This is a genomic window from Granulicella paludicola (assembly GCF_025685545.1).
GTDB lineage: Bacteria > Acidobacteriota > Terriglobia > Terriglobales > Acidobacteriaceae > Granulicella > Granulicella paludicola.
This window is the reverse complement of record NZ_JAGSYC010000022.1, coordinates 132028-145769: the sequence shown is the minus strand read 5'-3', so window position 1 is coordinate 145769 and position 13742 is coordinate 132028. Positions and strand designations below refer to the sequence as shown.

Here is a 13742-nt window from a genome sequence, read left to right as displayed (position 1 = left end):
TTGTGATGCATCGATTGCTGCGGACGGTAATAGCCCTGATAATCACTGCGTCCGGCGTGGCCTCGGCTCAGTCGCTGCCGCCAAAGCTGGTCGCGCCGGGCGTATGGTTTCTCGAAGGCGATGCCCACGCGGGCTACTGCAACTCCATTCTGATTGAGATGGATACCTATCTCGTGCTGGTCGATCCGAGTTATCCCGGTCGCACGCGCGAACTCATGGACGAGATCCCGAAGCTCTCGCCCAAACCCGTTAAGTACGTCTTCGACACGCACGCCCACGGCGACCACGCCTACGGCAACGCCCTCTGGACCAAGGCCGGAGCTACCACCCTCGCGTACGTCGGCGTGCGCAACGAGATGCTTCGCTATGAGCCGCAACGCTGGCAAGCTGCGATGGAGAAGCGCGAGGATGTGCGCGCCCTCCACGAGCCGGCTGTGCAGCCACCGATGCAGGTGTTCAAAGGACGAAAGTTCGTACTCAGAGACAGCCATCGCGAGGTCGACTTCCTGCATCTCGGCTGGGGACACACCCAGGGCGATGGCTACGTGTGGCTACCCAAAGAGAAGATCCTCTGCACCGGCGACGCCGCCGTGAATGGCCCGCGCAACAAGCTGTGGGATGCCAACGTAGCCAACTGGCCGAAGGTGTTAGGCAAGGCCGCAGCTCTGGGCCCGAAGATTGTTTTGCCCGGCCACGGCGCGGCTGGCGGGGTTGAGATCGTCACGGGTCAGGCCACGTTCCTCCGCGACCTCTATGCCGCCGTGAAAGCTCAGATCAATCTGCCATTGAACCAGCTCAAGGTTACATTGCCGCAGCGCGATGCGAACTGGACGCGACCGGACATGTCGCAGCACATAGGCATCATCTACGCAGAGATCAAGTCCGGAAAGCCCGCAGGCTCACTGCCGCACGCGTGGCAATGAACCTGCGAGCTTCGCACTCGCATTACGTTCTATTGATGCGGAAGATATGCGCAGGCAGAGCGGGCTTCAGCGCAACATAGTTGCGCGTCCCGTTCCACTCATACCTCGCCCCAGTCAGCAGGTCTTCCACCTCGAACGGCGTCCCCTCCTGCAGCCCCAGCGCCACTAGATCGAGCTCGACGAAACACGCCTGCTCGTTCTTCGCATCCAGGTTCACCGCCACAAGAATCGAGTTCGCTTTATCCGCCGTCGTCTTCGAATAGCAGAGAATCTGATCGTTCTCCGCATCGTGAAAATGCAGCCCACTGTTCGCCTGCAGCGCCACGTTAGCTTTGCGTATCTGGTTTAGCTGCATAATCAAGGGAGCGATCGAGATAGGATCTTTCAAGTCCCACGCCCGAATCTGATACTTCTCGCTGTCCATGTACTCTTCGCTGCTCGTCTTACCCGCAGCCGGCTTCGCTGGTCTCCAGTCGCACAACTCGTACGACGGCCCATAGATGCCATAGTTCGCCGAAAGCGTTGCCGCCAGGATCACGCGCTGCATAAACATCGACCGCCGCTCCACCGGCTCTTCAATCTGCAGCTGAGCATGAAGGATGTCCGGCGTATTCGGCCACACGTTCGGTCGAAAGAAATCAGCCACCGGCGCGTTACATATCTCCTCGAAATACTCCTGCAGGTCCGCCTTCGTGTTGCGCCACGTGAAATAGGTATAGCTTTGCGTGAACCCCCCCTTTGCCAGCGAATACATCACGTGCGGACGTGTGAACGCTTCAGCAAGGAACAACGCATCCGGCGCCGTCTCGTGAATCTCCGCGATGCACCACTCCCAGAAAGGCAGCGCCTTGGTATGCGGATTATCTACGCGGAAGATGCGTACGCCACGGTCGACCCAGAACTTGAACACCTTGTACAACGCATCCCAAAGCCCGCGCCAGTCGCTCGATTCAAAGTTCAGCGGATAGATGTCCTGGTACTTCTTCGGCGGATTTTCCGCATATTGAATCGAGCCATCGGGCCGCTGGATAAACCACGCCGGATGCGCCTTCACCCACGGATGATCCGGCGCGCATTGGAAGGCAATATCCAGGGCCAGTTCCATGCCGTTCTGCTTAGCAGTCTTCAACAACGCATCGAAATCATTAAACGTGCCGAGCTCCGGCAGAATCTCCGTATGCCCGCCTTCGATAGCGCCTACAGCCCATGGACTGCCCACATCACCCGGCTGCGCACTCACCGCGTTGTTCTTACCCTTGCGGAAGTTCACGCCAATCGGATGGATCGGCGGCAGATAGAGCACGTCGAACCCCATTGCCGCAATCTCCGGCACGCGAGCCTCCACATCGCGGAACGTGCCGTGCTGTCCGGCGACAGGTGAACACGATCGCGGAAACAGTTCATACCAGCTCGAGTACTGCGCGCGCTTGCGATCCACCCACAGCGGAATCTCCTTTTCATAGCGCGTCGCAAAAGGCAGGTTCGGATACTTCGCCGCCGTCTCAATAACCGAGGACTGCAGCATCCCCGCACCCTCAGCCGTTCCCACGAGAGGCAGATCATACGTCGCCCACTTCTCCGCAGCCAATCCTCGCAAACTCGTCGCCGCTTCCTTCAGCAGCTTCTTATCATCGCCCTTCGCACGGCTGCTCAGAGTCTCAAGGTGACCTGCACCAATCTCCAGAGCCAGCGGTATGTCCTGCTCGGAATCCCGCTGCGCCGCAAGCCGTTTGCCAAAATCACTCAGCCACGTGTCGAAGTGGTCCACCCACGCCTCGATCGTGAAGTACCACAAGCCCGCACGGTCCACCGTAAAGCTAGCCGACCACAGATCGTTGCCCATCTCCTTGAACGTCGAGTACTGGTTCTGCCACGTGCGCTCCGAGCTGTGTCGAAACAGTAGCCGTCCTCCCAGGTGATCGTGTCCGTCGCCGAAGATCGCAGCGGTCACCTCCACTTGGTCGCCGAGAACGCGCTTGGCAGGATAGCGGCCCGCATCGACGCTGGGCTGGATCTCTTCAATGATGACTCGTTTGCGACCTTCTTGTGGCTTCATAACCGGGACATACTCCTATGCAAATAATTCAGGGGGGATGGTGGCTGCAATCGCGCTCTCCACCTTACACCGTTTTAGATGCAGAGCGAAGCTATGCCGTTCGCATACCATGAAGTCTGAGGAAAGAGCATGACGATCCGCACCATCAGCAGCCGCGAGGTCTACCGGAACAAATGGTCCCGCGTCCGCGAGGACATCATCGAATATCCCGACGGCCACCGAGGAATGTATGGGGTATTGGACAAAGATCCAGCCGTCATCGTCATCCCTCTTGAGAAGACTCCTGATGGTGAGTTCCTCTGGCTCGTCCACCAGTTCCGTTACACCGTCGGAGAAAGCTACTTCGAACTTCCGCAGGGTGGCTGGGAGCAGGGCAATGTCATCCCTGAAGAGCTCGCGCGCGGAGAACTTGCCGAAGAGACCGGCCTACGTGCCGGAAAGATGACCCCGCTCACTGACCTCTGGATCGCCTACGGTGCCATGCGCCAGCTGCACCACATCTATCTCGCCGAAGATCTCACGCAGGGAGAGACCAACCGTGAGCCCGAAGAGCACGGCATGACCGTCCATCGCGTCAGCGTGACAGAGTTCGAATCCATGATCCTCGACGGCCGTATCCGGGATAACTGCACCGTCTCTGCATGGGGCGTCTACCGCATCTGGCGCGATCGACAGTACGCTGCGGTGAGCCACTAAATTTAACGCAAAAAAATCTTGACGAGATACCCACGGCGGAGCAGCATGGCTGCTATGCCCAAGCTAACGTACGATTACGTCTTCTTCGCCAGCGGGCCCCACACGCGTCAGCCACGATCTTCCTCAGGAGGCTTTGAATCGCTTCAAACACTGTCCGGCGGAACTTTATCTGCCGGTGATACCTTCCAGGCCGGTGTCCAGCCTGCCACTTTCACTGCAGGAACCTCTCAGTATGACTTTTCCTTTGTAAACGTCAGTGGAGGAACGCAGGGCGGCGAGAGTTCCACAAAGAACACAATTCCACCGCCCAGTGTCACCGTCGGTACAGCAGACATATCTGTGCTCGTGGTCTACGTTCCCGTTGGAGGCGGCGGTTTGGAAGGCGGCTCCGGCGCCACGATCGATCAATTTAATGAGACAACAGGTGCGCTGATCAACGATACCTTCGTGAAAGTCGCGCCTGACAATCCTGCAGGCTCTGCAACCACAGAGGCCAACGTCGACGGCTACGTCAACACCACCTCGACTGCTGAGACGATCACGGCGATCACCCCCACGTCGAGCGGCGCAATCTTCGACAAGTGGGTAACTCTCCTTCCGGCCGCGTCCAGTACCTCGGCAAACCTCGCGGTAGGGAAGGGCGTCTCGATGTCTGCGCTCGCCTTCTACAAGTCTCCTCCAGCTCCATCCGCAGCTCAAGCCTCCTGCAATCAGACAGTGGCTGGCCTGCGCTCCTTAATTCAAATCGGAATCCCCGGACCCTTGTTCACCGTCGAAGAATGGACCAACGAGCAGGCAGCCCTCAAAAAGTGTGTGCAGGAAGGTTTTCTCTCGCAGGTGGAGATGAACGACCTGATCACTGCCTATGAGGCCTACGCTGCAAAAAAGAACCTACCCACGCCACCGTCGGGACCACCCAAGCTGTCGTAAGTTGCAGTCTCGTGGAACAACGCCCTCCTTGTTATTCGAAGGAGGGCGTTGTGTCTTTGTTGGCTTCAGTTGATGTGCTTGCTGCGCCGCGACATGAAGTCCATCAGCAGATAATTCCCAAGCGTCTCAGGCGTGGTGAAATACGCCTTGCCTCGGCACATCGCAGACATCTTCTGCACAAATTGCACCAGCTGGAAATCCTGCGCCAGCATGAACGTGTTGATCATGATGCCCGACCGCTTGCAGCGACCTACCTCTTCCAACGTCTCTGCAATCACGATCGGATCGAGCCCGAACGCATTCTTATAAATGCGACCGTCCTCCATCGTCAGCGCCGAAGGCTTTCCGTCGGTAATCATCACGATCTGCTTCATGTCCTTGCCGCTCGACTTCAAAATCCTCTGCGCCACACGCAGACCTTCGCGCGTATTCGTATAGTGCGGGCCCACTTTCACGCGCGGCAGCTGCGAGATCGGAATCTCCTCCGCCGAATCATGAAACAGCACCAGCGACAGCGAATCCCCCGGATACTGCGTGCGAATCAGGTGTGACAACGCCATCGCCACGCGCTTCGCAGGTGTAAACCGGTCCTCGCCATACAGAATCATCGAGTGCGAACAGTCCAGCAGCACCACCGTCGCGCACGACGACTGATAGTCCGCCTGCTGCACATGTAGATCGCTATACTCCAGGTTGATCGTGCCCGAGCTGTTCGGCCCGCCCTCACGCGCAAACACGCTGTTCAGCGTCGCCGTAATGTCGAGATTCAGCGAGTCCCCAAACTCATACAGCTTCGAGCTGCCATTCGTCTCCACGCCCGCTGCTTCATGCAGCGTGTCATGCCGACCCAGTGAAGACTTGCCCAAAGGCCCCAGCAACTCACGCAGCGCCTTGAAACCCAAAAAGTCCATGCCCTTGTCCGTCACCTCGAACCGGGCCTCACCTTCGCCGTCACCCTGCTCGCCTTGGCCTGCGCTAGGCTCTTCTGCGTTCAGGTACGCCTCGTCCTTCATCCGCTGGATGATCTTGTCGATCAACTCTTCCACCTGCGGCTCTTCCAGCTTGTCGAAATGCTCCTGCGCATCCTCATCCAGCAGTTCGCCCGACTCCAGCGCCTGCCGTATCGACTCCCGCAGGCCCTCCATCGAGTCATCATTCGCCTGGAACGGCGAGTACGGATCGTCGAACCCGGAATCCAGCAGGAAATCAGACAGCGCCTGCATCAGGTCCTCGAGGTCAATACTCGAGGAAAGATCGCCGGTGAACTTCGTGTAGCGGGTCAGTTTCATGCAGGTCTCCGTCACCTACTAGCTTAGATGGTCGGAGGCTCGCTTGGATGCGTAGACGGCCACGATGTCATGCCCGTGTGCCTGTCATCACCGCGAAGCTCGAATATTTGAACCAGCAATCCACATCCGCAAACCCAGCCTCCCGCAGCCATGCCAGCTGCAGCTCCGCCGGCGTCCGGCGGTCCTCCTGCTGCCGATACAGCGAGTCCGTAATCTGCTGCTCCGTCGCTCCCAGCCGCCGAATCTCAGCCAGCCACCGCTGCTGATACGTCACCTCCAGCTCTGCCGTCGGCCCCGCAATGTGATCGGCGTTCACAAACACCCCACCCGGCCGCAGAGCAGAGTAGATGTTCCCCAGGATCGCCCGCTTGCCTTCATCTTCAAGATGATGAATCGACAGCGCCGAGACCACCGCATCGCAAGCCTCTGGCAGCGCCACGGTTGAGTAGTCCGCCAGCACATAGTGAAGATTGGGCGCATCGCCCAGCCGCTTCTTCGCCAGCTCCAGCATCGCCTCTGAGAAATCGATCAGATACAGCCCCGCCGCAGGAAACGCCGCATGCAGCATTGCAGAAAACAACCCACTCCCCGCACCCAGGTCGACAATCGTCTTTGCATCCGCAGGAATCAGCTCCAGTGCCGCAGCATAGAACCCCTCATGCCCCGGAATCAGCTTCATCCGGTCGCGGTCATAGGTGGCAGCAGTGGCATCGAAGACGGCTTGCGTATTGTTCGGTCTCATAGTTAGACCATAAGACTCGCTGATGTGATACGCAATTCATATAAGCAGAATTGATATTGCTATTTCCGCTTCAGCGCCTCGAGTTCATCCAGCGTCCGCGGCCAGTCCGCCCCCAGCAGTCGTGACAGGCTGCGGTCCGCCAGCACCTTGCCGCCCGTCTGGCACGTAGGGCAGTAGTTCGTCTCATTGTCCGCATACCGAATCCGCTGGATCGGCGTCCCGCACCGCGGACACGGCAGGTTGAATCGCCCATGCGTCGCCATCTCTGGCCGAAACGCGGTCACCTTCTCCGGAAACGCCTGCGCTGCCTCTGCGTCGAACCGATCGATCCACAGCCGCAGTGTGTCCCGCGTCGCCGCATACAGCCGCGCAGACTCCTCCGCCTTCAGCTTACGTGTCTGCGCCAGCGGCGAGAGTCGCGCCGCCCACAGAATCTCATCGGAGTACGCATTGCCAATCCCCGACAGCACCCGAGGATCGGTCAGCGCACGCTTCAGCGTCCGGTTATCCGCCGAAAGCGTCTGCACAAACGCCTCTTCGCTCAGCGAAAGAACATCGAGCCCACCCGGATCAAGCTCCGCCAGCGCCGCCTCACCCTGCACCAGGTGCAGGGATGCCCGCCGCTTCGTTCCGGCCTCGGTCAGCGTAAGCGTGCCATTTGGAAAATCGAACGCAGCTAGATTGCTCCGCCCACCCAGCGAAGGCCGCCCCTTCTTGGCATCCAGCTCCCGCCAGTGCAGCCGCCCCGCAATCATCAGGTGCAGCACCAGAAACAGCTCATCGTCGAAAACAAACACGATCCTCTTGCCAATCCTTCGCAGCGACAGCACTGTCTTGCCTTCTACCGTATCAATCCGAGGCACAGCGGTCCGCAACAGCAGCGGCGAAGTAATCCGAAGCCCTTCCAACACCCGCCCCACAACGCGCGGCTCAAGCGCTGTGAGATATGCCGTAATGTCGGGCAGCTCGGGCATAGTTAGTAGTTATCGCGATTGATGTTGCCTCGCCCCGTAATAGCGTAGCGAGCACAGCGATAGCCCAGATAAAGTGCGCCGCCAAAAATTCCGCCAATACCGTATCGGTAAGAGCTCCCAGACAGCCGTGTCCAGTCGTAGTACTCGGCAGCCAGCCCAATCGGCACAAGGATCAATGCCAGAACTCCTTGAAACCACCGCCCGAAAGAGTCGTTCTCATCCCACATGAAATGAGATTGTAAGGCTTAATTGAATCCCCGCCGAGTCCGATTCCGTGGCAGATCATCCGTATCCCGCTCCTGCAGCTTATCCCGCATCCGGCTTGCCATCTCCGCAGCATCTTCATTCCGACGCCGCTTCTCGCCAGCCGTGAACGTGCGGGCCTCCGAGCGCGAGATCTTCTTATGCGCCGTCATGCCTTCCAGCAGAAACTCCGCAGCCGACACAGCCACCTCGACCGGCGTGCGCGAGTTCACCTTCAGCGGCGACAGCTTCTCCATCAGCCCCTGGATACCCTTCATCTCGGTAAACACCGTCTGCGAAGGCTGCTTGTCGTTCAACTCCACCGCACCGCCTAGGTTGAACCACTGCTCGATCTGCTGCGTGTTTGTGTCCGCAAAGTACGTGTCATAGATCGCCGCGACGGACTGGCGAATGATCTCGCGGATCACTACATCCGCGCCCTTCATCTCGCCTTCGTACTCCAGCTCGATCTTGCCGCTGATGCCCGGCAGCGCAGCGAAAAGATCGCCCACGCGCGGCACCACCAGCGATTCGCCATGCATCAACGCGCGGCGCTCGGCATTCGAAAGCACCAGCTCCATCGTCGAGATCGGCAGGCGCTGCGACACACCCGACCGCTTGTCGACCTTCTTGTCCTCACGTGCGATGAATGCGATCTGCTCCACAATCTGGCGAATGTAATGCGGAATCACGATATTCTGGATCGCCGTATCGCCCGGTGCATACGTGCGAGCCGTCCAGGCCTCCTGCTCCGTAATGCTGATCGCCTCATCCACGCTCTCCGGATAGTGAGTGCGAATCTCCGAACCGATGCGGTCCTTCAGCGGGGTCACGATTTTGCCGCGCGCCGTGTAGTCCTCAGGGTTCGCGCTGAATACGATCGCGACATCCAGCTCGAGCCGCACAGGGTAGCCCTTAATCTGAACGTCGCCTTCCTGCATGATGTTGAACAGCGCCACCTGGATCTTGCCCGCGAGATCAGGCACCTCGTTGATAGCGAAGATGCCACGGTTCGCTCGCGGCAGCAGGCCATAGTGCATCGTCAACTCGCTGCCGAGCTCATGTCCACTGCGTGCCGCCTTGATCGGATCGACGTCACCAATCAAATCAGCCACCGTTACATCGGGCGTCGCGAGCTTCTCCACATAGCGCTCCACCGGCGTCATCCACGCAATCGGCGTGTCATCGCCCAAGGAGGCAATCAAATCCTTGCTGAACCTGCTGAGCGGAGCATACGGATTGTCCCGCAACTCCGATCCCGCCACATACGGGCAATGCGTATCGAGCAGCGTGGTCAGCGCGCGCAGAATACGGCTCTTCGCCTGTCCACGCAGTCCCAGCAGGATGAAGTTGTGCCGCGACAGCAGCGCGTTCACCACCTGCGGCACCACGGTATCGTCATAGCCCACGATGCCCGGAAAGAGCGACTCGCCCTCGCGCTTACCACCGGGAGCAATCTCCCGCAGCCGCACGATCAGGTTGTCACGAATCTCGTCCTTCACGCTGCGGCTGACGCGTTCAGGGGTGAACTCAGAAGAGCGAAGCTGGCCGAGTGTGCGCGGTAGGGTGGTTTCCGACATATATCTGAGTATAGATGTTCGTCAGCCGCGAAGGTCGCAACCCCTCGCTCCTCCTAATGCGCAGCAGAACCGCCGCCAGCCCCCGCAAAATGCAACAGCTGGCGGCTAAGTCCTATGGATTCGCCACAGAATCGTTCGCCGGAATGTTCCCCGACGTACTCGACGTGGGAACGAACTCGTAGTCGCTCCATCCCGTTGTGGAAGGCGTAGCCGGATTGTTGGTGAGTTCAAATCGAAGAGCGTCGTCCATCGCGCCATACGTCTGGCTCACGCCCAGCGTCAGCACGTTATCCTGCCCCGCCGGGTTCAGCGCACTGATCGGAAACTGCAGCGCAATCCACTGGTAGTACCCCGAAAGCCCGCTCCGAATCGAGCAGTCCGAAGCTACACCCGTCCGATACCCCCAGGTCCGCGACGTCGTGTTGAGCGTCGTCACATACGACCCGTAGTCGCAGGCCAGCGCCACCGATAGCACCGCATACGTGTAGTTCGTCACATTTTGCGGCGTTGCAAAATGCACGGTCCATGTCGGCGTGCGAGTCGTCACACCATTCGTCCCCGCAGCTGTGCTCAACGAAGCTACGTACGTCGGAATCGTGTGCGTGTAGTTGTCGGTGGTGTCGTTCGCTGCGTCATACAGACCCGGATCGAACGTGCCCCAGTGGTTGTAGTTCCACTGGTTCGGATCATTCGTCGCCGCACCCGCCGGACCGGAGGTCGCGTTATAGACCACCGATCCCTTGTTCGCCGCAAAATCCGACCAGTAGTTCCACGTGCCCCAGTACTCCTTGTCGTCGAATCCCTTCGCATCGTGCCCGTGCAGAAACTCATGCGACGAGCGGTCCGGCGTGCCGATCGTCCACACCGTCGTCCCGAAGTTCTCCGGCACAAACGTCACCGCTGGCACATTCGTCGTCCCTCCCGCATTCACCACAATGCCGTCCTTCCGGTACTCGCCAAACTGCCCCAGCACAAACACCGACAGCCGATACGTTCCCGGAATCACATTGTTGAACGTCGCCGTTCCCGTCGTCGTCACATCCGCCCAGTACTGCGCTCCCGCGCTCGAGAACTGAAAGTTCTTGCCCGGATCGCTCAGCACCGCCCAGGCAGCCTTCGTCGCCGTCGAACCCAGCCCGCTGATCCCATTTACCGACACGCTGAGCGAGCCGCGGTTCGTCGTCGGCACATACCCTGCCGTCAGCAACTGCGCCTCGTTGTTGTAAAACGTTCCAAAGCTGTTGCCCGCCGTCAGGGCATCGGCATACAGATCATCCGGTGTCGCCAGCGTGTTGCCCGTCGTGGTGAACGCCGTCCCCAGCTTGTTGAACCGCACATAGAACGGCCCGAACAGACGGGAGCTCGCCGTGCCCGAAGCAGTCGTCAGCGTCAGCGGATTGTCCAGATGGTTGGAGTACGCCTCAATCATGTCGAGGTTCCCGGTGAAATACAGGTCCTGCTTCGTCGGCCCGCCCACCATCGATTCGTGGCTCGGAAACACCGTCCATATCCCGTACTGCGATCCGTACAGACCATGCGCCTTGTGCAGATACTCATAGCCGTCGTGGTCGTACTTCGTATAAAACTCGCGTGTAAATCCGGCAGGCAGCGCAAACCCATGCAGATCAACCGTCGCATCCTGCACGGCACGCCCCGGATCGGTCGAAAAGTCCTGCGCCGCCGTCGGCAGCGGCACCGTCGTCACGCCAGGATTGTTCACTGAAGCATCCACCGAGTATGTATTCGGAAACGCGCTCAACGAATCGCGGAACACCCACTGCACCTGCCCGATGCTCCCCGCAATGTCCGTCGTCGCATGGTTCGCCACAAAGTAAACATGCAGCCCCGGATCGCTCGCCGTCACGATCCAGTGCTCGCTATACGTATACGCATTCGCCGCGCTCGACGGATACGTCACCCACCAGTCGAGATACGCAGGCGTCGTTGCCGTCGCAGGCACATTCGTGTACCCCGGAACTCCCGTCACCGTTCCAAATCCCGAGTTGTCCATGTAGAAGCCCGAGGGGTGCCCGCTGCTGTTCGTCACTGTCGTATCCACCAGCTGGTCCGTCGTTCCCGCCATCACCATGCTCCAGATGTTGCTGCGCGTCGAATCGAAGTCGATGTTCAGGATGCCGTTCGAGATCTTCCAGTCCCCGGCCACCGTCGTATCGATCGTGATCCCCGCCGCCGTCGCCGTGCCCGCCAGCGACACACTCTGCGCGCCCGTCGCATTGTTCGGCACATTCAGCGTCGCTGCATACGCGCCCGGTACCTGCGGCGTAAAGCTCACGTTGAACGTGCACGACGCGTTCACCGCCACCGTCGCTCCGCAGGTCGTCGTATCCGCAAACAGGTTCGCGCCCGTACCCGAGAGCGAAATCGTACCCACCGTCAGCGGGGCCGTGCCGCTATCGGTTAGCGTGACCATCGCCGTCGTCGAGGTCCCCGCCGTCACCGAGCCCACATTCAGCGTCGTCGTCGAGAGCGTCGCGCCCGGAACCGGCACCGTGGCCGTCCCCGTCAGTGCCACCTGCAGCGACCCGCCACCACCCGCATTGCTCGCCACGTTCAGGTACGCCAGAAAGCTCCCCGCAGTGCTCGAAGCAAACGTCACCGAGACATTGCATGCAGCTCCCGGAGCAATATCGCCGCAGCTGCTCGTCTGCGTAAAGTCCGCCGCATTCGTGCCCGTAATCGACACCGAAGAGACATGCACCGTCTGCGTTCCAATGTTCTCAATCTGGGTCGTCTGGGTCGCGCTTGGCGTTGTAGTCAGTGCTGTAAAGCCAAGCGCGCCGCTGATCAGCAGGGCGCGTTGTGAACTGTTGCCCGAGCCGCAGCCCGTCGCTGTGAGGGCCAGCGCCGAGGCCAGCCCGAAGGTGAAAACGCAGGATTTCATCGCCAAAGAACGCAGCATGGCACATCTCCAGGAACAAATTTTCGTTCCGAATCAGAATTAGTTTCTGTTGCGGAACGATAACATAGGGCATACGACCTAAAGCTGTCAATAGAGGAAACTCCGCTCGTCGCCGCTCGTTGAATCGCATCAAAACAGGGAAGCCGCAGGTCGGCATAACCAACCTTCTTTGGAGATCGATCAAAGTATGCATACCCTGCAGTTGCATCACAGATGGTTCTTCGCCATCTTCCTGTTCTGCGCCGCGCTTGTCCTCGCGAACCTCGTTCACTTCGTCATCTTTCGCTTCCTGCGCAAAAGCCAGGAGGACAAACCCGGCCTCGGCTGGGGCCTGCAGACCTACCTCGGCCGCCCCGCGCGGGCCATCTTTCTCCTCACCTGCATCGCCATCGCTCTGCCCTTTGTGCCCGATCTTCCCGATCGCTACGAAGGCATCATTCGCCAGGGGCTCGTGCTCGCCATCGTCGCGGCGCTGGGCTGGTTCTGCGTTGGCATCGTGTACGTCGTGCAGGTCTACCTCACCCGCAAATACGACCTCAAATCCGAAAACAACTTCCAGGCCCGCCGTGTCCACACGCAGTTCGCCGTCTTCCGCCGCATCGCTGTCACCTTCGTCATCGTCCTCACCATCGGCGCGCTGCTCTGGACCTTCAACGACCCCCGCATCTGGCACTACGGCAGCGGTCTGCTCGCCTCCGCAGGCGTCGCCTCGTTGATCCTCGCCGCCGCCGCGAAGTCCACCGCAGAAAACTTCCTCGCCGGCCTGCAGATCGCCATGACCGAACCCATCCGCATCGACGATGTCGTCGTCGTGCAGGGCGAGTGGGGCAAGATCGAAGAGATCACCTCGGCCTACGTCGTCATCCGCATCTGGGACCTCCGCCGCCTCATCGTCCCGCTCAGCTGGTTCATCGAAAACAGCTTCGCCAACTGGACCCGCGAAAGCTCCGACATCCTCGGCACGGCCTTCCTCTACGTCGACTACACCATCCCCGTCGAAGAACTCCGCGCCGAACTCGACCGCATCGTCCGTGCCTCCCCTCTCTGGGACGGCAAGGTGCTCGGCCTGCAGGTCACCAACCTCACCGAAAGATCCATGGAACTCCGCTGCCTCATGAGCTCCCGCAACTCCAGCGAAAGCTTCGACCTCCGCTGCCTCGTCCGTGAAGCCATGATGTCCTACGTTCGCGAACACCACCCAACAGCCCTGCCCACCACCCGCCTCGCCGGCATCCCCGATGGCTCATCAGGCAGCATCCCGCTGGACGCCGCTGCAAAGCCCCGAATCTAGCAGCAGCCTGACCCCCACCCATAACTTTGTCGTCTCGACCGAAGCGCAGCGTAGCGGAGAGACCTGCAGTTGAACCCCACAACTCTCTCCGCTCCACA

The 13742-nt window shown here is 59.7% G+C and carries 11 protein-coding genes; 4 read left to right on the top strand and 7 right to left on the bottom strand.

Annotated elements, in window-relative coordinates:
- Positions 1-5: 5 nt before the first annotated feature.
- Positions 6-923 carry an MBL fold metallo-hydrolase gene (locus tag OHL14_RS06720; protein ID WP_263378689.1) on the top strand — a complete coding sequence of 306 codons (918 nt, stop codon included), beginning with the start codon at positions 6-8 and terminating at the stop codon, positions 921-923.
- Between the two features lie 22 nt (positions 924-945).
- Here the strand turns inward: OHL14_RS06720 and OHL14_RS06715 are convergent, their stop codons facing one another.
- Positions 946-2979, bottom strand: a complete 2034-nt coding sequence (locus tag OHL14_RS06715) for an alpha-1,4-glucan--maltose-1-phosphate maltosyltransferase (RefSeq protein WP_263378562.1) — start codon at positions 2977-2979, stop codon at positions 946-948.
- A 129-nt stretch (positions 2980-3108) separates the two neighbouring features.
- On the opposite strand from OHL14_RS06715, the gene OHL14_RS06710 reads away from it, so the two are divergent.
- A complete protein-coding gene (locus OHL14_RS06710) occupies positions 3109-3675 on the top strand; it encodes an NUDIX domain-containing protein (RefSeq protein WP_263378561.1) in 567 nt (188 codons plus the stop codon).
- A gap of 45 nt (positions 3676-3720) precedes the next feature.
- The gene (locus tag OHL14_RS06705) at positions 3721-4605 is read left to right on the top strand and encodes a hypothetical protein (RefSeq protein WP_263378560.1); all 885 of its coding nucleotides are present in this window, start codon (positions 3721-3723) and stop codon (positions 4603-4605) included.
- 65 nt (positions 4606-4670) lie between these two features.
- On the opposite strand, the gene OHL14_RS06700 is transcribed toward OHL14_RS06705, so the two are convergent.
- The 6 genes from OHL14_RS06700 to OHL14_RS06675 all read right to left on the bottom strand — a co-directional run bounded on the left by OHL14_RS06700 (position 4671) and on the right by OHL14_RS06675 (position 12353).
- Complete coding sequence (locus tag OHL14_RS06700) at positions 4671-5894, bottom strand: vWA domain-containing protein (protein WP_263378559.1); 1224 nt, start codon at positions 5892-5894, stop codon at positions 4671-4673.
- Positions 5895-5961: 67 nt separating this feature from the next.
- A complete protein-coding gene (locus tag OHL14_RS06695) occupies positions 5962-6636 on the bottom strand; it encodes a class I SAM-dependent methyltransferase (protein WP_263378558.1) in 675 nt (224 codons plus the stop codon).
- 59 nt (positions 6637-6695) lie between these two features.
- Entirely contained in the window at positions 6696-7610 is a 915-nt protein-coding gene (locus OHL14_RS06690; protein WP_263378557.1) for a DNA-formamidopyrimidine glycosylase family protein, read from the bottom strand.
- Between the two features lie 2 nt (positions 7611-7612).
- Complete coding sequence (locus OHL14_RS06685; protein ID WP_263378556.1) at positions 7613-7837, bottom strand: hypothetical protein; 225 nt, start codon at positions 7835-7837, stop codon at positions 7613-7615.
- A gap of 18 nt (positions 7838-7855) precedes the next feature.
- The gene (locus tag OHL14_RS06680) at positions 7856-9433 is read right to left on the bottom strand and encodes a sigma 54-interacting transcriptional regulator (RefSeq protein ID WP_263378555.1); all 1578 of its coding nucleotides are present in this window, start codon (positions 9431-9433) and stop codon (positions 7856-7858) included.
- A 112-nt stretch (positions 9434-9545) separates the two neighbouring features.
- Positions 9546-12353, bottom strand: a complete 2808-nt coding sequence (locus OHL14_RS06675; protein WP_263378554.1) for a choice-of-anchor D domain-containing protein — start codon at positions 12351-12353, stop codon at positions 9546-9548.
- A gap of 187 nt (positions 12354-12540) precedes the next feature.
- Between OHL14_RS06675 and OHL14_RS06670 the strand changes: the two genes are divergently transcribed.
- The gene (locus OHL14_RS06670; protein ID WP_263378553.1) at positions 12541-13644 is read left to right on the top strand and encodes a mechanosensitive ion channel family protein; all 1104 of its coding nucleotides are present in this window, start codon (positions 12541-12543) and stop codon (positions 13642-13644) included.
- Positions 13645-13742: the final 98 nt, after the last annotated feature.